Here is a 20,457-nt window from a genome sequence, read left to right as displayed (position 1 = left end):
GGAAGGAGTCAACGATGAGTCATGCGACGACTGCACAGCTTGTGGCCGGCTTGAGAGCCAGGCTGGGCTTCTCCGGGCGAGACGCCAATTCCGCCTGGCGCAGCCCTTGGGTCATTGGCTGGGTTGGCCTGATCCTGGTCGTGCTGGCGGTGAACGCGACGATGATCGTGCTCGCCTTCGTGACCAATCCCGGACTGGTCATTGATGACTATTACGAGCGCGGGCGCAACGTCGAGCGGACCATGACCACTCGCCGCGCCGAGGCGCCGGGCTGGACCATGAGCCTGGATACCCCTGCGGATGTGACCAAGGAGCGCGCGACAACGGTGCGTTTCCACGTGGTCGACGCAGTGGGCCAGCCGGTTCGCCCGGATCGGGTGACCTATTATGCCTATCGGCCCTCGGACCCCTCAGCGGATTTCTCGCAGCCGATGGTCGAGGAAGCGCCCGGACGCTATGCGGTCGAGGTGAGTTTTGCGATGGCTGGGCTGTGGGACACCCTGGTGGTGGCCGAAACCGATGGCCAAGAGGTCATCTTCGACCAGCGCATCGGCGTTGCGAGCCGCTAAGCAGCGCCGACCCCCGGCCTTGGCCGTCGCTGCCGGCTATTTTGTCTAGCCTCCGATCTCGATGACCGCTGACTCCAAGCTCTCGGCATCCACGAGCACCGGGGCCTCGACGCTGGCGCGCTGCTTTCACTGCGGTCTCCCGGTCGATCCCGCCGAGCCAGTGCGAGCCGCTGTCGCCGGCGCGGAGCGGGTATTTTGCTGCATCGGCTGCAAGTCTGTCTGCGAGGCGATCCATGCCGCCGGCCTCGATGGCTTCTACCGCCGCACGCCTGAGGGCGAGGTGCTGGGGCCGCCACCGGAGCCGCCAAAGCAACTCGGCATCTATGATCTCGATGAGGTGCAGGCGGCCTATCTCGACACCAGCACCGATCTGCGAGAGGTCAACTTGCACGTCGAGGGTATCCACTGCGCCGCCTGCGTGTGGCTGATCGAGACCGGGCTCGCACGGATGCCCGGCGTCGAGGAGGCGCGGGTCAACCTGACCGGTCGCCGCTTGCGGGTGAAATGGGATAACACGCGCCTGCGCCTGTCGAGCCTGCTGGGTCGGTTGAGCCAGATTGGCTATGCCGCCGTACCCTTCGATCCCGAGGCCGCCGAAGGCGCCCTGAAGCGGGGCAACCGAGGGCTGCTCTATCGCATGGCCTTCGCCGGCTTCGCGGCGATGAACCTGATGTGGATCTCGATCGCGCTCTATGCTGGTGCCGATCAAGGTGAGTTTCGCGGTCTCTTCCACTGGATTGGCTTCGCCATTGCCACGCCGACCTTGCTCTACTCCGGCTGGCCCTTTTTGCGCGGCGCTTGGCTCGGGCTGCGGCAGGCCGCGCTGACCATGGACCTGCCGATCGCGATCGGCGCCTCCATCACCTACCTCTACTCGCTCTATGTCACCCTGGGTGGCCCGGGGCAGGTGTACTGGGACACGGTAGTCAACTTCCTGTTCGTGATCCTGGTCGGTCGCTTCCTTGAGGCGATGTCGAAGCGCCAAGCGGTGGCGTCCACTCAGCGCCTGCTAGACCTGCAGCCGAAGGTGGCGACGGTGCTGCGCGATGGCGAGCCGGTGGTGCTGCCGATCCGCGCGGTCAAGCAGGGCGATCTCGTGCTGGTGCGCCCGGGCGAGACCATCCCAGCGGATGGCATCGTCAGCGAGGGCCACAGTGAGATCGACGAGGCCATGCTCAGCGGTGAGTCGGAGCCGGTCGCGCGCGGCGTCGGCGAGATGGTGGCCGCCGGCACGCTCAACGGCGCCGGCGTGCTCAAGATCCAGGTCACCGGACTGCTGCGCGAGACCGCGCTCGGGCGCATCATCCGGCTGGTCGAGGAGGCACAATCGAGCAAGGCGCCGATCCAGTCGCTCGCCGATCGCATCGTGCCCTGGTTCGTCGCCCTCACCCTGGCGCTGGCCTTGCTGACCTTCGGGTTCTGGATGGGGCGCGATTTGGAGACGGCCCTGATGGCGGCCACCTCGGTGTTGATCATCACCTGTCCCTGCGCCTTTGGGCTGGCGACGCCGATGGCCATCGCGGTCGCCTCCGGGCTTGGCGCACGCCACGGCATCCTGATCAAGCAGGGCGCGGTGCTTGAGACCCTCTCCGACATCAAGCACGTCGTCTTCGACAAGACCGGCACCCTGACCGAAGGCCGACCCGAGGTGGTGCAAATCCAGACCCGAACAGCCGCGCCTGAGGCGTCATGTCAGACCCCGGCAGCCGTGCCTGGGGCGTCTTTGCAGAGGCCAGCAGCCATGCCTGGGGTGTCCTGGGAGAGCCGAGCGGCCGCGCCCAGCGCGTCCTGGCAAACCCATTCCGGGGCCGCGACCCTGGATGCCGAGCAGCGCGAGCGACTGCGACTGGCAGCGGCGTTGGAGCAGGTCTCCGAGCATCCCTTCGCGCGCGCTGTCGTGCGTCTCGCCAAGGCCGCGCGGGTGGGGTTGAGCACGGCGCGGGTGCGAGCGGTTCGGGTCGAGCCTGGGGCCGGGATCGCCGGCACTGTCGATGGTCATCAGGTGCTGATCGGAACCCGCGATTGGCTCATCGCCAATGGGATCGAGGCCAGTGGACTGGAAGCCAATGGGGGCGAGGCTCATGGAATCGCAGCCAATGAGGCCGAAGCGAATGGACTCGACGGGCGAGCGCCTGACGCCGAGGTCGAGCCCGATGCCGAACCGTATCCGCTCGGCACCCGGCTGCATTGCGCGATCGACGGCGTCGAGCGCCTGCGCCTGGTGGCCACCGACCGCCTGCGGCCCGATGCCGCCGAGGTGGTTCGGCAGCTACAGGCGGACGGCATCAAGGTGACCCTGCTCACCGGCGATCGAGCGGCTGTGGCGCGGCGCATCGCCGCGCGGCTCGGCGCGATCGAGGTGATCGCCGATGTGCGTCCCGAGGAGAAGGATCGGGTGATTGCGAAGCTGCAACAGCGCGGTGAGCGAGTGGCAATGATCGGCGATGGCATCAATGATGCGCCGGCGCTGGTGCGTGCCGATGTCGGCATCGCCGTTGGCAGCGGCACCGATGTCTCGATTGCCAGCGCCGATATCGTGTTGATGAACACCGAGCTGATGCGCGTGCGTGATGCCATGGCGCTGTCGCGCCGGACCTTGCGCACCATCCGCCAGAATATCGGGCTCTCGATCACCTACAATCTGATCATGGTGCCGTTGGCGATGGCGGCCTTGATCACGCCACTGGTCGCGGCGATCTCGATGCCGCTGAGTTCACTAGCGGTGATCGGCAATTCGGCGCGGTTGCGGGGATTATTCAAACAGCGAGGATAGCCTATGGAAGTCATCTATGGCCTGATACCCGGCATGCTGCTGCTGGGGCTGGTCGCGGTCGGCGTCCTGTTCTGGGCCGCGCGCAGCGGTCAGTTCGATGATCTTGAGGGGGACGGCCAGCGGATTCTGATGGATGAGGATGTTGAGACCGAGGATGCGCGCCGCTTTCTGGATGCGGAGACGGATCGGCAGGCCGAGCCGATGGAGAAGGGGCGTTGGTAACCTTGCCAGATCGGCCAGGCACTGTCTGCGATTTGACCCAATCAGCTGAGGGGCCCGCAGCGCGGGCCCTGATCTAATGTCTCCTCGGCGTTAGGGCTTTGAGCCTCAGCACGCGCACGCGTCCAACAGGCTCAGTGTCTGCTTGGACGCTATTGAACGCTGCCGAATGAGCTGTCGACTGCGCTAGCAGGTGGTTTCAATCCAGCCAATCGGCAGCCTTGCGCGACGGGGCCGCCGGGGAAGATCTCGTACAGATACTTGAGACCGCCACGGTCATGAAAATGCTCGTCGAGTGCGTCATGCAATGCCCGCGGATTGGGCTCATCTTCCTGCGCGAAAAAGGCCTGTAGCGCGCGGATCGCCTCCCAGTGATCGTCACTCAGGCTCAGTCCTTCTTCAACGGCTTGCTGTTCAGCGTCGGCGGTGGCCCAATCGCCCGGGGCCTTCGGGAACCGGGGGTCGTGATTGTTCGCGCCAGGGTTCATGATGTCGCGCATCGTCTCTGCCATGGGTGCTTCTCCTCATCGCTCAGGAATCGTGGCTTCAGAGTTACTACGCGATGCCTCGGCGCTGGTCAAGTGATGCCGGCTTGAGAGTGGCCGCGCGTTGCGTGCGGGCTGACCATCAATGTGCGTATTCTATTGGTGACATGAGCGCGGAACCGACCTTCAAAGGAGACTTGAGATGCCCTCTGATGAGATTGTCCTGCCGGGTGCCGACACTGAGCTGTTTGCCGACAAAACGGCCGTTGCCGAAGCTGCGGCCGAGCGTATCCTCGCGGCGGCGAAAACCGCGATCGAGCACCACGGCCGTTTTAAGCTCTGTCTTGCCGGCGGCACCACGCCAACCGCCGCCTATCAGCGGCTGGCCGCTGCCGAGGCGGACTGGGAGCATTGGTGGATCTATCATGGTGATGAGCGCTGCCTGCCGTCGCGCGATGGCGAGCGTAACAGCCTCGCGGCCAACGAGGCCTGGCTCCATCATGTTCCCGTGCCCAGGCTGCAGGTCCATGCGATCCCGGTAGAATTGGGTGCCGAGGTCGGTGCGGCGGCCTACGAGCTGATCGTGTGGACCGCCTTGCCGTTTGATCTCGTGCTCCTGGGAATGGGTGAGGACGGGCACACGGCCAGCCTCTTTCCAGGCCGTGAGATCCCCGAGGATCGGCTGGTGATGCCGGTTTTCGATGCGCCGAAACCGCCACCAGACCGGGTATCGCTGACGTTGCAGGCACTGGCTAACAGCCAGCAGGTACTGATCCTGGTGACCGGAGAAGGTAAGGCGGAGGCGGTGAGACGCTGGCGTCAGGGCGACGATCTACCGATTGCGCGGGTGGCGAGGGCGGCTCGGGCTCGGAGCCGGGTGCTCATGGATCGAGCGGCTGCGGCGGTTTGATCAAAGCGGTCTGCTTTGGTCTAGTGCGGCAACGTGGAAATCCTGATCCCCTGAGTGCGCCGACTTCAGTCGGCATCCTGAATATACTGGCGCTGAAGTCGGCGCTCCCATGAGAGCCGGATAAATGCAGTGCTGCACTAGTGAGGGCGATCTGGTCGGGGTGCGCGGCCACGGGCAGTGTCCTGGCCGCGCGTCGTCTTCAGCACGCTGAATCAGAACACCGGCTCAGAAAGCCGGGCCAGGCTCCTTACCGAACTTCTTCAGGATGACCGCCAGCGGGCAGAAGCCGGTGAAGGCGGACTGCAGCAGGTTGAGCCCAACGAAGCCGGTGAACCAGAGCCAGAGCGGACTGAGCGTGGCGGCGAGGATGGCCGAGATCAGCACAAAGGCGCCGGCGACGGCGAAAACGATACGTTCGATACTCATCAAATGAACCTCGGAGCGATAGGCATGAATCAAGCAATATCGCATAGTCTATTGAAACAGCGCTCGTTTTCGCAAGCCCACTGATGCTGGCCGACGAATTGACATCCCTCGCTGATCTGCCCGAGCCGCGCGCCTATCCGCATCCGTTCGAACAGGTTGAGGGTCTGAGCACCCATATCTCGCAGTTGTTCTTGGCCGGCGATTTTGCCTACAAGTTCAAGCGTCCAGTGTCGCTTGGGTTCGTTGACTTTTCGATCCTCGAGCGGCGGCGTTTCTACTGCGAGGAGGAACTGCGACTCAACCGTCGCCTGGCACCACAGCTCTATCTCGATGTGGTGCTAGTGCTGTGCGAGGGCGCGGGCGAGCGTGTTCGCTTCGGCGCGCAGGGCGAGGGCGAGGTGATCGACCATGCGGTGCGCATGCGTCGGTTCCCGCAACAGGCCTTGTTCTCGCGGCAGCCGCTTAACGGGCCGTTGATCGACCGCCTGGCCGAGCGCGTGGCCGATTTCCACGCCAGCCTGATCCCCGCGCCTGAGTCCCGAACTCAGCAGCGCCAGCGCGGGGGACGCATCCGCGAGTGTCATGGCGACATGCATCGAGGCAATATCGTTGTGCTCGATGGCGAGCCGGTATCCGCGCCAGACGCCGTGAGTGCCGATGGCGCCAGCCCCGAGACCGAAGCGGCGAGCGCCAAGGCCCGTCAGAGGAGTATCATCGCCCCAACGACTGAGTGCTTATACCTATCTCCATGCAACATCGTGATCGGGACCCGCTGTTTGCGCGCATCGAACAGGTTGTCCGCGACCTTGAAGATGAGGATTTGCTCCGTTTGACGAGTCCGGAGCAGCCGCATGTCCTGCGTCAAGCCCTTGAGCAACGGCTCAATCCGTTGCTCGATGCCTTTCTGCTCGAGGCCCAGCCCCGGGTTGAGGCCTATGCAACGGTGTTGATCGCCGATATTCGCGGGTTTACGGCGCTGATGGCGTCATTGCCCATGCCGACCATGATCTGGCTCCTGAATCGCTGGTTCGTGGCGATGACCGAGATCATCGAGCGTTTCGGCGGCGTCGTGGATAAGTTCGTTGGCGATGCGGTCATGGCGGTCTTCGGGGTGCCCGAGGCGCGCGCTGATGATCCGCTGCGCGCGCTCGCCTGCGCGGCCGAGATGCAGCGGGCGATGCGGGCGCTGAACCAGGCGAACGAGGCGCGGGGGCTGCCCAAGCTCTTTGCCGGTATCGCGGTCAACACCGGTCATCTGGTCGCCGGCAGCTTTGGCGCTGCGGCGCATAGCGAATATACAGTGATTGGCGATGTGGTGAATCTCGTCTCGCGCATGGAGTCGTTCGCGCTGCGCGGTCAGGTGTTGATCAGCGAATCGACCCGCGCCGAGGCGGCCGCTTCGATCGAGGTCGGCGCGGTCAATGAGGTGCGTTTCAAGGGCATCTCGCAGCCGGTTCAACTCTATGAACTGCGCGCCGTGAATGATCCCCGGCGGATCGAGATCCTGCCGATCGAGGTGCGCCGTTCTCCGCGTATCCACGTCCACCTCGATGCCACCTTTCGCCAGATCGATCAAAAGCGTATCCGCCCTGGGAAAATCCCTGGCCTGATCAATGATCTCAGCTACCATGGCTTGCGCGCTGATCTGCCGCTCGGGCTCCCGGATGCCTCCGATGTCGTGATCAATCTGGCGCCGCAACAGGGCTTTTCGAGCATCGGAGAGGTCTATGCGCGGGTGGTGAGAAGCGTGCCTTGGGAGGGCCGTTTCCGCACCAGTTTGGAGCTGACGTCAGTGGAAACGCCGATGCATCAGCGCCTCAAGGATCTCATTGATGAGTCGCTGTGGCGCCGGTGAGTGATGCAGGTTGATGCGGCTCGGTTAGCGGTTGTTCTCGCGCGCAAGATAGAGTTCGACCCGGCGGTTGCGTTGACGTCCAGCAGCGCTTGCGTTGTCAGCGATCGGGACCACTGAGCCGAGGCCCTCGACGCTGATTCGCGCGGTCTCGACCCCGCGTTCCGCTAATGCTTGGCGCACGGCGGCGGCGCGCTGTTCCGAAAGCCGCAGGTTGAGTTCGTGATTGCCGGAGCTGTCGGTGTGACCCTGAATCAGAACCCGGAGGTCTGGATGGTCGAGCAGGATCTCGGCGATTTGGTCTAGCGTGGGCGCCGCGTCAGCGGGCAATGTGGCGCTGCCGCTGGGAAAGCGCATCCTGTCGCCACTAAGATTGATCAGTAATCCGCTTTCGGTCAGCTGCGCGCCGAGCGGTATGAGGTGTTCGTAGAAGGCGTGAACCTGGTCAGACGCCTGTTCGATGGCGTCCTCGCACAGGCTGCTGTTGCTCTGCTCACCCGGCTCGGCAAGAGGCTGTTGCGGCGTTTGCTTCATTGCCTTGGCTGCGCCTTGGGGCTCTCTCTCCACCTCTGTCTCCGCCTGCCTATTCGCCGACGCGAGCGCTTGGTGGTGCCTGTCTTCGAGCGCGCTGATCTCGGTGCGGGCCGCATTCAGCGCCCGTGTCGCCTTGGCGAGTTCGGACTCGCTGGCGTCGAGGCTGCGATCGAGCGAGCGCAGCGACTGGCGCTCCTGATCGAGGGTCTGCCGCAGCTGATCACTATGATATTGATAGAGGAGATAGACGCTGATCAACGCGGCGAGCACGAGCCAGAACAGGGGTTTCCAGATCGATTGCGATGAGTCGGGCATGTCGGACATCCTCCGGATTCGTCGCGCTCGAATTCAGGGCGCGATCTTGTTCGGTTTGCGGGGGTTCGCGTCCTGGTGACTCTCCGGGGGCGGGTGTCGGTGGCTCAGGCTTGGAACGATCGCCATTATGCCGGTTTCTCGACGGCCCGGCATCGGCTCGGCGCCGCCCGGCGATGGCGGCTAGCGCGCGAGGCGCGCGAGACGCGACTGATAGCGGCGCATCACCAGCCGATGCGCCAGCGCCTGGGTGACCATGTAGAGATACCAGGGCAATGCCGGGGCGTAATCATGGATCGCGGTCATGGTGTAACGCCCATCGAGCAGGGTCTGGAACTCGAAGCGGGCGCGGCCGTCGCCGGTGCGCGCCAAGAGGCCGCCAGCGACCTCGTAGATCTGGCGCTCGGGCGTGCTCTCGTGCGCCATTCGGTGCAAGGCGAGCATCTTCAGCCTCGGTAACCGCGACCAGACCTCAACATCGCCGTTGTCCGCGACCCGGCTGCGTACCAGCGGCCAGCAGCAGCGACCGAGCCAGCGGAAATAATTGCCGGCCAGCCAGGCGGCGTCCTGGCCGGGTGGCAGGATGGCGCGCTGGATCGAGCGCACCAGCGATTGCTCCCGCATCCGTTCGCGGTCTTGTCCCTTGAGGTGTGTACGTGGGCTTGGCAAGAGGCGTTTGGTGCTCGGGTCAATACTGACCTCGAGCGCGGCGCGAAAACCGAGCGCCCCTGGCGCGATCGCCTGTTGCACGGGGTTATCGCGCATGCGCGTATCCTGCGGCAGGCTCTCGACGATGGCGCCGACCATGGCCGCCGGCGCGCCGCTGACCGCGCGCGCCGTCAGCGAGGCGAGGCCGACTGGTAGTGCTGGCACCTTGATGAAGCGGCGCCGCAGCCCGAGCACCTCGGCCGTTTCGCGCAGCATGGCCTCGTAGCTGAGCGCTTCGGCCCCGCCAATATCGAAAGGCCCACGGAAGCGCTCGGGCTGTCCCAGACAGTGCAGGATGGCGCGCACCAGGTCACGCAGCGCGATGGGGCGGGTCGAGGAGCCAGCGGTCGGCGGCAAGAGCAGCACGGGCAGGCGCCGGACCAGATCGAGCAGCAATCCGGGGCCGGTGCCGCCTGGCCCCATTACCAGACTGGCGCGCAGCGCGGTCACTGGCGTGCCCCTGGAGCCGAGCACCATCTCGACCTCGCGCCGGCTCCAGAGCAGGGGCGAGAAGTGAAAGCTCTCCGGCATCACGCCGCTGACGAAGACGATCTGCTTGAGGCCGTTGATCGCGGCCGCGCGCGCGAAGTTATCGGCGAGCACCAGATCCATGTCGCGCGGGCGGGCCTGGGTGAGGCGCGATGAGGGCGCGAGTGAGTGCACCAGATAGACCGCGACGTCGATATCGGCAAGGGCGGCGATCAGCTCGCGCGAGCAGAACAGATCGCACTGACGCCAGTGGACGAATCCGTCCGGGTCCGGGCTGCGGGCGCGGGCGGGCGAGCGCGTCAAGGCGACGACCTCGAGGCGCTCGGCGAGCAGCGGACAGAGGGCGGTGCCGATGAAGCCACTGGCGCCGGCAACGACAACGCGGGCTCGACGGGGAGGTTGGGTCATCTTCGGGCCAGGGATTTCCGAGGGGTGGGTTCAAGCAGCAAGGGCACGGGCGCGTGTCTGGCGAAGACCGTGGATTCTACAGGCTTGCCTCAGGGGGCGGAAACGGCACCGGGTTTGACTCGGATGTCGAGGCTCTCTCTTGAAAACCGAGATCGACTCGCAACTTCATCGATTTGCGACGCATCGCGTCGTTCGATTCAGTCCACCCAGTTCAGTCCACCCAGATCGGCGCGTTCAAGGTGCGCTTGACGTCCAACGCGCGGATCGTCCGTGTGCGCAACGGCCAATGCTGGGTAATAACGGAGACCTGTCGATGATTTCCAACGAGATGGCATCGCGCATCAATGCGCAGATCAACCGTGAACTCTTCTCCGCCTACTTTTATCTCGGCCTGTCCGCGCAGGCCGAGAGCAGCAACCTCAATGGGACGGCAGCCTGGTTCATGGCCAAGCATGGGGAAGAGATGGTCCATGCGCTGAAGATGTACCGCTATCTGCTCGATCAGGATGCGACTGTTCAGCTCGAGGCAGTGTCAGCGCCGCCGGCCAAGACCGCTGGCATCATGGATATGTTCGAGCGCACCTTGAATCACGAGCGCGGCGTGACGGGGGCGATCAACGATTTGGTCGATCATGCGGCTCAAGAGAAAGACCACGCGACCCATATCTTCCTGCAGTGGTTCGTGACCGAACAGATCGAGGAAGAGGCGACGGTGAACGACATTCTCGGCCGCTTGCGGCTCTTCGGTGATCAGGGGCAGGGGCTGCTGATGATCGATAACGAGCTTGCGGCCGCCGCCAAGAAGATCAGCGCCGCAGCCTCGACTGGCGCCTAAGCACATCAAATCAGGGCCCGACCATGCCCAAGAAGAACGGCAAATGCTGCAAAAAATATAAGGAAGGAAAGCGCTGCAAGAGTTGCCCGAAACGGGAGAAAACGCGTCTCTCGTGGGTTGCGCTGCTAGCCCCGCAGGTGGGCGGCAGCGCGATGGGGCTTGGCGATCGACATCGCCCGAGCCCCATTCGCATCCCTGCGGTTTAGAGCACGAGCGATTTCAAATAGCTGCGGAAGCCCTCGCCGAGTTCGGGATGGTTGAGCGCGAGTTCGACCGTGGCCTGGAGATAGCCTTCCTTGCTGCCGCAGTCGTAACGCTTGCCCTCGAAGGGATGGGCGATCACCATCTCTTCGTCGAGCAGTGCGGCGATCGCGTCGGTGAGCTGGATCTCGCCGCCGGCCCCGGCTTGAGTCTGCTCGAGCTTCTCGAAGATCGCCGGCGTGAGCAGGTAACGTCCAACCACCGCGAGATTCGACGGCGCGTCCTCGGGCTTGGGTTTCTCCACCATCGAGGTCACCCGCAGCGTGCCATCGGGCTGTGTCTCGGTTTCGACGATGCCATACTTGTGCGTTTCGCTCGGCGGCACTTCCTGCACGCTGAGGATGCTGGCGCCACCGGTGCGCGCGTGCAGATCGGCCATCTGCTCGCAAACCCCCTTGCCGGCATTGTCGATCAGGTCATCGGCAAGCAGGATCGCGAAGGGCTCATTGCCGATCACCGGCTTGGCGCAAAGGACCGCGTGTCCAAGCCCGAGCGCCTCCGACTGGCGCAGGTAGATGCAGTTGACATGGTCCGGCAGGATGGTGCGCACGATGTTCAGCAGCTTGTCCTTGCCCCCGGCCTCGAGTTCGGCCTCGAGTTCGGGGGCCTTGTCGAAATGATCCTCGATCGAGCGCTTATGGCGGCCGGTGATGAACACCAGTTGGGTCGCGCCGGCTTGTTCGGCCTCCTCGGCGGCGTATTGGATCAGGGGTTTGTCGACGATCGGCAACATCTCCTTGGGGCTGGCCTTGGTGACCGGTAGGAAACGAGTGCCGAGGCCGGCAACCGGGAAGACAGCCTTGTTGATCTTGGCCATGGGGGCTCCTTTCGCGTTGTTGGTTGGTAGGTCGATGAAAGCGGTTGGGCGCGAGGGCTCAGCCGGGCGTGCGAGGCCCAGCGGCCACGTCGGCCTCGATGGCCGAGAGCGCGGCTTGGGGATCGGCCGCAGCCGTGATGGGCCGCCCGATCACCAGATGATCGGCGCCTGCGGCGATGGCGCGGCTCGGTGTCATGACGCGTTTCTGGTCGCCACTCGCGCTGTCGGCAGGACGCACGCCGGGCGTCACCAGCAGCTGTTCCGGGCCCAGGCGCGCGCGCAGGTCGCGGGCCTCGTGCGCGGAGCAGACGACCCCGTCCAGCCCCGCCTGCGCGCTCAGCTCGGCGAGCAAGGCGACGCGCTCGCGCGCGCTGCCCGGACAACCGATCGCCGTCAGGTCATCGTCATCGAGACTGGTGAGCAAGGTCACCGCGATCAACAACGGCCGCTGCGGCAGGGGCGCGAGGCGCTCGCGCGCAGCTTGCATCATGGCTGCCCCACCGGAGGCATGCACGTTGAGCATCCAGACCCCAAGGTCTGCGGCCGCCGCGCAGGCAGCGGCGACGGTGTTCGGGATGTCGTGATATTTGAGGTCGAGAAAGACATCGAACCCGCGCTTGACGAGCTGTTCGACCACGGCCGGCCCGGCGCGGGTGAACAATTCCTTGCCAACCTTGACCCGACAACGGTGCGGATCGAGCCGATCGGCGAGGGCGAGGGCGGCGTCGGCGGACGCATAGTCGAGGGCGACGATGATACGGGGCTCGGTCAAGGCGATCTGTCCTCGATGGGGGTGGGTGAACCGGCTATAGGCTGCTGGCACTCGGGCGCGTGGTGGCGCCCACGGGTTGGCACAGCGGTGGCGGAGCGACGGCCTTGATACTGCCCCAGTGCTTGCAGCTCGGGCATTGCCAATGCAGCGCGCGCGCCTCAAAGCCGCATTGATCGCAGCGATAGCCCGGTTGCGCGGCCACCAGATGTCGGATGACCTCGAGCAGTTGCTGATCGCCCTCGGCGGCCTGTTGCGGGAAGGCCGAGAGGCGCAGCTCCAAGAGCCGCTCGGCGCCCGCCAGATCGGCATAATGGCCGAGATAGTCGTCGAGAAACCGCAGTGCCGCCTGCGGGCCTTGCTCGCGCTCGATTGCGCGCGAGAGTTCGAGCATCAAGGGCGAGGATGGATGCGCCGCGAACAGCTCGCCAAGCTCCTGGGTGACGCCCTGACGGCCGATGCGCTCGCAGCAGCGCAGTAGCTCCGGCAGCATGGCCGGGAGATAGTCGGGACCGCGTCGAGCGAGGTGGCGGTAGAGCATCAGGGCGGAGGCCGGGTCGCCGCCCTCCATCTCCATCTGCGCCTGGATCAGCGTGGCGCGGATGCAGTTCGGGTCGATGCCCTGGGCGTCGAGCAAGTGCGCGCGGGCCTCGTCGCGCTGCCCGTGGCGACGGCATTCATCGGCCAGCTCGCAGTGATAATGGGCGATCTCGGTCTGGATCGGCCAGTCGCAGCGTTGTCGTAACTGATGGGCCGTTTCCAGGCAGCGGTGCCAGTCCTTCTCGGCCTGATAGATCTCGATCAGGCTGCGCAAGGCGCGTCGATCCTGGAGCCCCTGCTCGACCAGCTCTAGGAACAGGCTCTCGGCGCGATCAAACAGCCCGGCGAGCATGTAGTCGCGTCCGAGTTCATAGAGCGCATAGCCGCGCTGGGCGCTGCTCAGCGTCTCGCGCGCGACCAGGTTCTGATGGATGCGGATGGCGCGATCGACCTCGCCGCGACGCCGAAACAAGGCCCCGAGCGCGAGATGGGTCTCGACGGTTTCGCCATCGACCTCGGCCAGCCGTAGGAAGACGTCGAGCGCCTTGTCCGGCTGCTCGTTGAGCAGGTAATTCAGGCCACGGAAGAAGACCGGGTCGGCACTACCGCAGCGGCTCTCGCCACGCCGCCCGGAGCCCGTGCGACGCGCGACGAGCCACCCGGAGGCGGCCGCGATCGGCAACAATAGGAAAAGCCATTGCATCAGATGCCAGCTGCTGTCGATGTGCGCGGCAAAGCCAGGCCTCTTAACGGTGACTTGAGCAGGCGTCCATGATACAGAGAACCCACGGGGGTCGCATGATGATCGGTGTTGATGATCAGCCAGGGAGACGCGCGACATTTACAGCGCGGCCAGATGGCTTTACGTTTAGACCAGTCCATTTCTCCGGAGTGAGCCGATGGGACAGTTCAACGATCAGGTCGCCGTCGTGACCGGCGCGACCGCGCACACGCCGGGTCGCCGCCAGGCGCGAATGCGGTTGGCATCGATCGAGTCGATGCGCCTGACCGCCGGCATGGTCCTCGGGGCGCTGCTCGTGCTCGCGCTCGCGCTGCTCATGCCCAGTGAGGCCGACGCCCAAGCGTCGCTCGACGAGGCGACGCAAGCGCTCATCGTGAACGCGGTCGAAGCGGCCTTCGAGCTTGATCTCTACAACGATCGCTGTCGACAAGATCGCTCGGGGCGCCGTAGCGAAAACCTCAACAAGATCCTCGCGAGCGGTTTTCGGATGACTGTGCTCGATGTGCAGGACGATCTCTTTCCAGAAGGCTACTATCGGGATGCGCAGGCGCGCATGCGCGAAGACTTCCTGGCGCGCTTGCAGGAGATGGGCGGCTGTGCCGGCGCCAAGCAGGCCAAGCTGCGCGATACGCTGCGCGAGCGCTACGAGCAGGCGATGGATCGGCTCGAACAGTTCCCCTAGCACTGATCCCCCCTAGAGCGTGAGAACGGCACCGCGAGAACGGCGTAGATGGTAACCAGTGACCCTGCCACGGAACAACGACCGCATCTGCTGATCGTTGATGATGTTCCCGAGAACATCGAGGTGCTGGCCGCAGCGCTCGGCGATGATTACGAGGTCTTCTTTGCCATCTCGGGCGAGGAGGCGATCGAGATCGCGCTGAATCGGCGCATCGATCTGATCCTGCTCGATATCATGATGCCCGACGTCGATGGCTACGAGGTCTGCCGTCTGCTCAGGCTCGAGCCCCGACTCGCCGAGATCCCGGTGATCTTCGTCACCGCCAAGACCGAACTCGAGGATGAAGCCAAGGGCTTCGCGGTCGGCGCTGTCGATTACATCACCAAGCCCATCAAACGGCTTCGGGTCAGGGCGCGGGTCGAAGTACATCTGCAGCTCAAGGCGAGTCGGGATCGGCTGCGAACGCTCGCCAACGTCGATGCCATTGCCGGCCTGCCCAACCGCGCCGCCTGTGACGCGCTGCTCGCGCGTGAGACCACGCGCGCCGAACTTGAAGGCACAAGGCTGTCGTTTCTGCTGGTGGGTCTCGATGATGTCGACGCGATCGCACAGGCGACCGGACAGCTCGCCCTTCAGCGCCTGCTCGAGCGCGTCGCGCAAGTGATCGGCGCCCTGATTGCAGGTCGGGTCTCGAGTCCGCTTGATCTCTGCGCGCATTACGGCGGATCTCGGTTTGCGATCCTTCTGCCCCAAGCGGATGCGGAGGCCGCATTCGAGCGCGCGGCCGCGATCATCGAGGCCGTCGCCGCGCTCGCTATCAAGTCCCCTGACTCCAAGCGCTCATTGACCGCAAGCGTGGGCGGGATCACAGCGGATTTTGCAATGCTGGACAAGGCCGAGCCGCTGCATGGACAGGACCTTGCATTAGCGGCGACCCAGGCGTTGGAGCAGGCCATGCAAAGTGGTCCGGGTCAGCTGTGGCTTCAGCATTGGGAATCGACCCGCTAGAGGCCGGGTGGTTTAGGCACGGTGCTCGCCATGCTCCGACTGTCGGCACGCTTGACCTGGATGCTGGTGATTGCGGGGTTGGTCGTTGGCTCGGCAGCTGGCTCGACAGCTGGCTCGACAACGGGCTCGACATTGGGCGACTCGATCACCGAGGAGGCCAGCCCGCACCCGGTTGACGCGGCTGCCGCAGCCTCCGGGATCAAGCCGCTGCGGGTGGCGGGCGATCAAGCTGTATACAGCACGGTCGGCCATCTGCAACTCTTGCTCGACCCGGAAGGGAATCTTGACATCGACGACATCCGCTCGCCGCCCTGGTCCGCAGCCTTCGCGCCGGCGCACAGCGAGATGCACAACCTGGGGTTTGATCGCCGCGTGCATTGGGCACGCTTGCAGGTCGACAGCCACCTCGATCACCCGGACACCTATTACCTCGAACTGGCCTATCCGCTGCTCGATTCGGTGATCGTCTACATCGACGCGCCGACCGGGCTCAGGCGTTATGAGACCGGCGATCGGCAACCCTTCGCCGCGCGGCCGATCACGGCGCGCACCTTCCTGTTTCCGGTGGCATTGCAGCCCGGGCAATCACTCAGGGTCTATCTGCGCATTGAGACGGCGGGCTCGCTGAATCTACCGATCGAGCTGCTCTCGCGCAATGCGGCGTTCGAGCGCATGGCGACCGAGTACAGCGTGTTGGCACTCTATTATGGGGCGCTGCTGATGCTGGTCGTCTATAACCTCTATCACTTCTGGCGCCTGCGGGATGTCAATGCGGCCTATTACGCGCTCTTCGTCAGCCTCTACGTCGCCTTTCAGCTCGCGCTGAGCGGGATCTCGTTTCAATTCTTCTGGCCCAATCAGCCTTGGTGGGCCAATGTCAGCCTGCCGTTGTTTCTGTCTGCGGCCTATTTCGCCGGGGTGCTGTTCACGCGCTCGATCCTGGATACCGCGACCAACGCGCCGATCATCCACCGTATCCTCGGCGCGCTGAGCTGGCTCGCCGTCGTCGGCATGGTGCTGGCGTTGGTTGCGCCCTACGAGCTTGCGCTGCGCTTCGCGGTGGCGCTGGTGTTCAGCGTTGTGCTGTTCATCGTGGTCGGGTTCAGGATCGGTCTGCGGGGCTTTCGTCCCGCGCGCTATTACTCGCTTGGCTGGACGGTCCTGCTCGGCTTCATGGTGATCTACGCGCTCAATGCCTTCGGTCTCATCCCGACCAACTTCATCACCACCTGGGCGACGCAGATCGGTTCCGCGCTCGACGCGGTGATCCTGGCCTTCGCGGTGACCGATCGCTTCTATTTGCTCGAGGAGCAACGCCGCGCGATGCAGGCGAGCTATGCCGAGGCGCTCCAGCAGTCGAATGACAAGCTCAATCGGCTCAATGATGAACTCGAATCCAGGGTGCAGGCGGGCTTACAAGAGCTGCGCGCCTCCAACCAACAGTTGCGCGTCGAGGCCGAGGTGCGACGGCGCGCGGAGCTGAAGGCCGAGGCCGCGAATCAGGCAAAATCCGAGTTCCTGGCCAATATGAGCCACGAACTGCGAACGCCGATGAACGCCATCGTCGGCTTCATTCATCTCCTCGACAGCAGCCCGCTCAGTGCGGCCCAGCGCGACTATGTGACCAAGGCGGAACGGGCCGCGCGGGCGCTGATGCACCTGATCCGGGATCTGCTCGATTTCTCCAAGATCGAGGTCGGCCACCTCGCGCTGGAGCGGGCCGCCTTCAGCGTCGCCACTCTGGCCGAGGATGCCCGCGACCTGGTGGCGCTGAGCGCCGAGGCCAAGGGCTTGGTGCTGCGTATCGAACACGCGGGCGTCGAGGACTGTTGGATGCTCGGCGACGAGGCTCGCCTGCGCCAGGTGCTGGCGAACCTGCTCAACAATGCCGTCAAGTTCACCGAGCGTGGCGAGGTCGTGCTCGAGGTCCGTTGCGAGCCGCTCGCGCCCGACGAGCCCGATGAGCCGAGCGCGCCCGAGCGGATTCGGCTTGCGCTGGCCGTGCGCGACACCGGCATCGGCATTCGGGACGATCAGCGCGAGCAGGTGTTCCAGCCGTTCACCCAGGCCGATGCGTCGATTACCCGGCGCTTCGGCGGCACCGGGCTGGGCCTCGCCATCTGCCAACGCCTGGTGCGCCAGATGGGCAGCGAGATCGAACTGAGCAGCCGCATCGGCGTCGGCAGTCGCTTTGCGTTCGCCGTCGAGCTAGATGCGGCGGCGCCTGGCACGCGCGCGACACGCTTGCCGTCGGAGCTGGATGCGAGCGATGCGTTGAACGGCCTGCGCGTGCTGTTGGTCGAGGATCAGCCGCTCAATCATGAGATCGCGGCTGCGATCCTCAGTCGGACCGGTGCCGAGGTGATGGTCGCCGAGTCTGGCGCCGAGGCGCTCGAGCGCCTGGTTGAGTCAGAGGATGAATCAGGAGACGGGTCAGGGTGCGCGGGTGTCGATGTGATCCTCATGGACCTGCAACTGCCCGGGATGGATGGTTACGAGACCGCGCGCCGGATTCGCGCCCTGCCCGAGTGCGCGGCGCTGCCGATCATTGCGATGACCGCCCATGTCACCGAGGCAGAGCGCGCGCGCTGTCTCGCAGCCGGGTTGGATGGGCACCTCGGCAAGCCCCTTGAGCGCTCACGGCTGATCGCAATGCTGCGACCACTGCGTCGTTCAAACGGTCCTGACCGTCACCTGGCCGACGCGCCCGCGCCGGCTGGCCAACCCCGATCCGCCCCGCTGGTGGATCTTGGTCCGGGGCTTGAGCCGGTGGACGAGGATCGGACCGTGCATCAGGATCGACTGCGCCGCTTCGCCGAGCGTTTTGGCGAGCAGTCGGTCGCGATTCGCACCCGGCTCGCGGCTGGCGACTACGCCGCAGCCGAGGCCGCCGCCCATGCCCTAGCCGGCGTGGCCCTGAGCCTGGGCCTGGCGCGGGTTGGCGCGACCGCAAAGGCACTCGAGCAGTGCATCGCCCGCGCCGATGGATCGGCGATGTCGCGGCTTCCCGCATGCGAGGCGGCCTTGGCCGAGGCATTGCGGTCGATCGCGAACCTGGCGCCGGTGTCCAGGGTGGCTACAGTCGCCGACACCGCTGCCGCCTTTGACGGTGGCGAGGCGTTGGATGCGATGAATCTGAAAACGGAGCTGCTCCGCCTTGATGCGCTCTTGGCCGCGCGGAATCTCCGTGCTCGCGCCGAGGTCGAGGCGCTAGCGCCGAAGATTATGGACCCGCCGTTGCGCCAATCCCTCGAGGCCGTGATCCAGCCCGTGCGCCGCTTCGACTTCAAGGCCGGCCGGGCCGCGCTCGCCGAACTGCTGGAGCAATGCGATCAGGTCGAAGGCTGAACCGCAGCGTGGCGGGAGCGGCGCGGCGGGAGCAGGGCGCCGCCGACGGCCGTAGACGTATGGGGTTGGCAAGAGGGCGAACTTGTATCTTCAGGCGAATTCGCCGATCAGGATCAAGCCGGCATAGATCATGCCGAGAGGGACCACCAGCACCAGGCTGATGTAGGTCAACGCGCGCCCGTCGGACAGCCTGAGCGCGAGCCCGGCGATCAGCAGGGCAACGACGGTGGCCGCCAGTCCCGAGAAGAACATCGTCTGGACGCACTCTGTCTGGCAGGTCCGCCCATCCTCATAGGGCCCAGAGAGGAGCGTCATGCCGGTCAGCAGGGTGAGCACCCAGCCGGTTATTGTCAGCAGTAGAGCAAGCGGTGGCAGTACCTTCACAGCCTTCCTCCTCCGTTGGCGAGAAACCTGGAACCCATGAGATCCCAAAATCTGTTCGGAATGACCGCCTCGGAGAGTAACATGTTGGAGGTGAATCGGGCAGCGCTCGCCGACGGACATTCTTCACAACGCTTTGATGATCCCTGTGAATCAGCACGACCCCATCGATACTCAGCTTGACCCGACTCAGCTTGACGTGACTCAGCCTGACGCAGCCAGCACGCAGGAACCACTCGACGAGCGTCCGAGCCGCAGCCAGATCAAGCGCGAGCATCAGGCGCTGCAGGCGTTGGCCGAGCAGCTCCTGGCGCTGCCGCGCGCGCTGCTCGAGGATCTCTCGCTCAGTGAGGCGACCTGGGTGGCAATCGACGAGACCGCGCGCATCAAGGATCAGCGCGCATTGCGCCGCCATTACAAACGCATCGCCAACTGCCTGGCGCGCGAGAACACCGAGCCGCTGCAGGCACTGCTGGCCCAACGCGAGGCGCTGGCGCGCGCCGCGAGCGCGCGTCAGCATCAGGTCGAGCGCTGGCGCGAGCGCCTGATCGCGGAGGGTGATGAGGCCCTTGCCGAGCTGATCAGCGCCCATCCGCAGCTCGATCGCCAGCAGCTACGCAGCCTGGTGCGCGCCGCCCAGCGCGATAGCGAACGCGGCCGTCCCGAGGCGCCCCGGCGGCTGTTTCGTCATCTGCGCACGGTGCTCGATGCGGCCGAGGATTGAGCGGACCACCGGCGGCCCTTGAAAATCGCGCTCAAAACCCCATATTCGCGCGGTTATCCAACCCTTGCTTGGTGAGTGAGACCATGCCTATCTATGCGTATCGATGCGGGGAATGCGGCCATGAGCTGGATGCATTGCAGAAGATCAGTGATCCGCCGTTGACCGACTGTCCGGCCTGTGGCGCCTCGGCCCTGACCAAACAGATCACCGCCGCCGCCTTCCGGCTCAAGGGCAGCGGTTGGTACGAGACCGACTTCAAGAAAGACAAGGACAAGCGCAAGAACCTGCATCAAGACGGGGAGGCGGCCAAGGAGAAGGGAACGGGCGAGAAAGCCGCAGGCGATAAGACGAAGGAGAAGCCGGCCACCGAGACCAAGCCCAAGTCGGATGCGCCAGCGGCCAAGCCAGCCGCGAAAAGCACCCCGAAGGCCAAGGCGGCAGTGGACTGAAGTGATGCCCGCGCGACGCTGAGACGTGACGCCTGCACAACACTGAGACTGATGCCCGCGCAACACTGAGACGGTGCTGCACCGCCCGCTCGCGCGAGTCGCTGGTTGCGCGGCGCCCGGCCTACCGTTATCTTGGGGTGTTTTTTCGGGCGGCGCTCGCCGCCTGCTCTCCACCGGCCAGAACCGCTGCCGGTGACCAGTCTTACGGGGATCGAA

At 65.0% G+C, this 20,457-nt stretch carries 20 protein-coding genes; 12 read left to right on the top strand and 8 right to left on the bottom strand.

The window, feature by feature from the left end; translation table 11 throughout:
* Positions 1-14: 14 nt before the first annotated feature.
* The 3 genes from AC54T3_RS03705 to ccoS all read left to right on the top strand — a co-directional run bounded on the left by AC54T3_RS03705 (position 15) and on the right by ccoS (position 3,564).
* On the top strand, positions 15-569 hold the full coding sequence (locus AC54T3_RS03705; RefSeq protein ID WP_496622442.1) for a FixH family protein: 555 nt from the start codon (positions 15-17) through the stop codon (positions 567-569).
* Positions 570-630: 61 nt separating this feature from the next.
* Positions 631-3,342 (top strand): heavy metal translocating P-type ATPase, encoded by a 2,712-nt coding sequence (locus tag AC54T3_RS03700; RefSeq protein ID WP_496622440.1) that lies wholly within the window; start codon positions 631-633, stop codon positions 3,340-3,342.
* Between the two features lie 3 nt (positions 3,343-3,345).
* Complete coding sequence (gene ccoS / locus AC54T3_RS03695) at positions 3,346-3,564, top strand: cbb3-type cytochrome oxidase assembly protein CcoS (protein WP_496622438.1); 219 nt, start codon at positions 3,346-3,348, stop codon at positions 3,562-3,564.
* A 149-nt stretch (positions 3,565-3,713) separates the two neighbouring features.
* Here ccoS and AC54T3_RS03690 read toward each other — a convergent pair whose 3' ends face one another.
* Entirely contained in the window at positions 3,714-4,073 is a 360-nt protein-coding gene (locus tag AC54T3_RS03690) for a TusE/DsrC/DsvC family sulfur relay protein (RefSeq protein WP_496622436.1), read from the bottom strand.
* Between the two features lie 175 nt (positions 4,074-4,248).
* Between AC54T3_RS03690 and pgl the strand changes: the two genes are divergently transcribed.
* Positions 4,249-4,956: a 6-phosphogluconolactonase gene (gene pgl / locus AC54T3_RS03685; protein WP_496622434.1), complete on the top strand. Its 708-nt coding sequence runs from the start codon at positions 4,249-4,251 to the stop codon at positions 4,954-4,956.
* A 225-nt stretch (positions 4,957-5,181) separates the two neighbouring features.
* Here pgl and AC54T3_RS03680 read toward each other — a convergent pair whose 3' ends face one another.
* Entirely contained in the window at positions 5,182-5,382 is a 201-nt protein-coding gene (locus tag AC54T3_RS03680) for a YgaP family membrane protein (protein ID WP_201246645.1), read from the bottom strand.
* 83 nt (positions 5,383-5,465) lie between these two features.
* Between AC54T3_RS03680 and AC54T3_RS03675 the strand changes: the two genes are divergently transcribed.
* Complete coding sequence (locus AC54T3_RS03675; RefSeq protein WP_496622431.1) at positions 5,466-6,215, top strand: hypothetical protein; 750 nt, start codon at positions 5,466-5,468, stop codon at positions 6,213-6,215.
* Positions 6,212-7,237 carry an adenylate/guanylate cyclase domain-containing protein gene (locus tag AC54T3_RS03670; RefSeq protein WP_496622429.1) on the top strand — a complete coding sequence of 342 codons (1,026 nt, stop codon included), beginning with the start codon at positions 6,212-6,214 and terminating at the stop codon, positions 7,235-7,237. Before AC54T3_RS03675 ends, AC54T3_RS03670 begins: the two co-directional genes overlap by 4 nt.
* A 24-nt stretch (positions 7,238-7,261) precedes the next feature.
* Here the strand turns inward: AC54T3_RS03670 and AC54T3_RS03665 are convergent, their stop codons facing one another.
* Both AC54T3_RS03665 and AC54T3_RS03660 read right to left on the bottom strand, forming a co-directional pair.
* A complete protein-coding gene (locus tag AC54T3_RS03665; RefSeq protein WP_496622427.1) occupies positions 7,262-8,083 on the bottom strand; it encodes an OmpA family protein in 822 nt (273 codons plus the stop codon).
* A 180-nt stretch (positions 8,084-8,263) separates the two neighbouring features.
* Positions 8,264-9,685 (bottom strand): NAD-dependent epimerase/dehydratase family protein, encoded by a 1,422-nt coding sequence (locus tag AC54T3_RS03660; RefSeq protein WP_496622425.1) that lies wholly within the window; start codon positions 9,683-9,685, stop codon positions 8,264-8,266.
* A gap of 313 nt (positions 9,686-9,998) precedes the next feature.
* On the opposite strand from AC54T3_RS03660, the gene AC54T3_RS03655 reads away from it, so the two are divergent.
* Entirely contained in the window at positions 9,999-10,520 is a 522-nt protein-coding gene (locus AC54T3_RS03655) for a ferritin (protein WP_496622423.1), read from the top strand.
* A gap of 202 nt (positions 10,521-10,722) precedes the next feature.
* On the opposite strand, the gene galU is transcribed toward AC54T3_RS03655, so the two are convergent.
* The 3 genes from galU to lapB are packed head-to-tail and all read right to left on the bottom strand — an operon-like array spanning position 10,723 to position 13,610.
* Entirely contained in the window at positions 10,723-11,598 is an 876-nt protein-coding gene (galU, locus tag AC54T3_RS03650; protein WP_496622421.1) for a UTP--glucose-1-phosphate uridylyltransferase GalU, read from the bottom strand.
* A 58-nt stretch (positions 11,599-11,656) separates the two neighbouring features.
* On the bottom strand, positions 11,657-12,370 hold the full coding sequence (gene pyrF, locus AC54T3_RS03645; protein WP_496622419.1) for an orotidine-5'-phosphate decarboxylase: 714 nt from the start codon (positions 12,368-12,370) through the stop codon (positions 11,657-11,659).
* Between the two features lie 34 nt (positions 12,371-12,404).
* Positions 12,405-13,610, bottom strand: a complete 1,206-nt coding sequence (lapB, locus tag AC54T3_RS03640) for a lipopolysaccharide assembly protein LapB (protein WP_496622418.1) — start codon at positions 13,608-13,610, stop codon at positions 12,405-12,407.
* Positions 13,611-13,806: 196 nt separating this feature from the next.
* On the opposite strand from lapB, the gene AC54T3_RS03635 reads away from it, so the two are divergent.
* From AC54T3_RS03635 to AC54T3_RS03625, 3 genes are read left to right on the top strand one after another with little or no spacing between them, the layout of a single operon-like run.
* Positions 13,807-14,331 (top strand): hypothetical protein, encoded by a 525-nt coding sequence (locus AC54T3_RS03635; protein ID WP_496622417.1) that lies wholly within the window; start codon positions 13,807-13,809, stop codon positions 14,329-14,331.
* 48 nt (positions 14,332-14,379) lie between these two features.
* A complete protein-coding gene (locus AC54T3_RS03630; protein WP_496622415.1) occupies positions 14,380-15,339 on the top strand; it encodes a response regulator in 960 nt (319 codons plus the stop codon).
* A 30-nt stretch (positions 15,340-15,369) separates the two neighbouring features.
* Positions 15,370-18,687, top strand: a complete 3,318-nt coding sequence (locus AC54T3_RS03625; protein ID WP_496622414.1) for a hybrid sensor histidine kinase/response regulator — start codon at positions 15,370-15,372, stop codon at positions 18,685-18,687.
* Between the two features lie 90 nt (positions 18,688-18,777).
* On the opposite strand, the gene AC54T3_RS03620 is transcribed toward AC54T3_RS03625, so the two are convergent.
* Positions 18,778-19,071, bottom strand: a complete 294-nt coding sequence (locus AC54T3_RS03620) for a hypothetical protein (protein WP_496622413.1) — start codon at positions 19,069-19,071, stop codon at positions 18,778-18,780.
* A gap of 196 nt (positions 19,072-19,267) precedes the next feature.
* Between AC54T3_RS03620 and yjgA the strand changes: the two genes are divergently transcribed.
* Together yjgA and AC54T3_RS03610 are read left to right on the top strand one after the other, a co-directional pair.
* Positions 19,268-19,792: a ribosome biogenesis factor YjgA gene (yjgA, locus tag AC54T3_RS03615; RefSeq protein ID WP_496622411.1), complete on the top strand. Its 525-nt coding sequence runs from the start codon at positions 19,268-19,270 to the stop codon at positions 19,790-19,792.
* A gap of 83 nt (positions 19,793-19,875) precedes the next feature.
* Positions 19,876-20,241: an FmdB family zinc ribbon protein gene (locus AC54T3_RS03610; RefSeq protein WP_496622410.1), complete on the top strand. Its 366-nt coding sequence runs from the start codon at positions 19,876-19,878 to the stop codon at positions 20,239-20,241.
* Positions 20,242-20,457: the final 216 nt, after the last annotated feature.

Source organism: Halochromatium sp. NSM3, assembly GCF_059621085.1.
The sequence above is the reverse complement of the archived record's forward strand: the minus strand, read 5'-3'. Positions and strand labels throughout refer to the sequence as shown.

What these genes read in the sequence shown, in the direction of transcription:
- AC54T3_RS03705 (WP_496622442.1), top strand. Translation starts at nt 15, where the DNA reads ATGAGTCATGCGACGACTGCACAGCTTGTGGCCGGCTTGAGAGCCAGG.
- AC54T3_RS03700 (WP_496622440.1), top strand. Translation starts at nt 631, where the DNA reads ATGACCGCTGACTCCAAGCTCTCGGCATCCACGAGCACCGGGGCCTCG.
- ccoS (WP_496622438.1), top strand. Translation starts at nt 3,346, where the DNA reads ATGGAAGTCATCTATGGCCTGATACCCGGCATGCTGCTGCTGGGGCTG.
- AC54T3_RS03690 (WP_496622436.1), bottom strand. Translation starts at nt 4,073, where the DNA reads ATGGCAGAGACGATGCGCGACATCATGAACCCTGGCGCGAACAATCAC.
- pgl (WP_496622434.1), top strand. Translation starts at nt 4,249, where the DNA reads ATGCCCTCTGATGAGATTGTCCTGCCGGGTGCCGACACTGAGCTGTTT.
- AC54T3_RS03680 (WP_201246645.1), bottom strand. Translation starts at nt 5,382, where the DNA reads ATGAGTATCGAACGTATCGTTTTCGCCGTCGCCGGCGCCTTTGTGCTG.
- AC54T3_RS03675 (WP_496622431.1), top strand. Translation starts at nt 5,466, where the DNA reads ATGCTGGCCGACGAATTGACATCCCTCGCTGATCTGCCCGAGCCGCGC.
- AC54T3_RS03665 (WP_496622427.1), bottom strand. Translation starts at nt 8,083, where the DNA reads ATGCCCGACTCATCGCAATCGATCTGGAAACCCCTGTTCTGGCTCGTG.
- AC54T3_RS03660 (WP_496622425.1), bottom strand. Translation starts at nt 9,685, where the DNA reads ATGACCCAACCTCCCCGTCGAGCCCGCGTTGTCGTTGCCGGCGCCAGT.
- AC54T3_RS03655 (WP_496622423.1), top strand. Translation starts at nt 9,999, where the DNA reads ATGATTTCCAACGAGATGGCATCGCGCATCAATGCGCAGATCAACCGT.
- galU (WP_496622421.1), bottom strand. Translation starts at nt 11,598, where the DNA reads ATGGCCAAGATCAACAAGGCTGTCTTCCCGGTTGCCGGCCTCGGCACT.
- lapB (WP_496622418.1), bottom strand. Translation starts at nt 13,610, where the DNA reads ATGCAATGGCTTTTCCTATTGTTGCCGATCGCGGCCGCCTCCGGGTGG.
- AC54T3_RS03635 (WP_496622417.1), top strand. Translation starts at nt 13,807, where the DNA reads ATGGGACAGTTCAACGATCAGGTCGCCGTCGTGACCGGCGCGACCGCG.
- AC54T3_RS03630 (WP_496622415.1), top strand. Translation starts at nt 14,380, where the DNA reads ATGGTAACCAGTGACCCTGCCACGGAACAACGACCGCATCTGCTGATC.
- AC54T3_RS03625 (WP_496622414.1), top strand. Translation starts at nt 15,370, where the DNA reads ATGCTCCGACTGTCGGCACGCTTGACCTGGATGCTGGTGATTGCGGGG.
- AC54T3_RS03610 (WP_496622410.1), top strand. Translation starts at nt 19,876, where the DNA reads ATGCCTATCTATGCGTATCGATGCGGGGAATGCGGCCATGAGCTGGAT.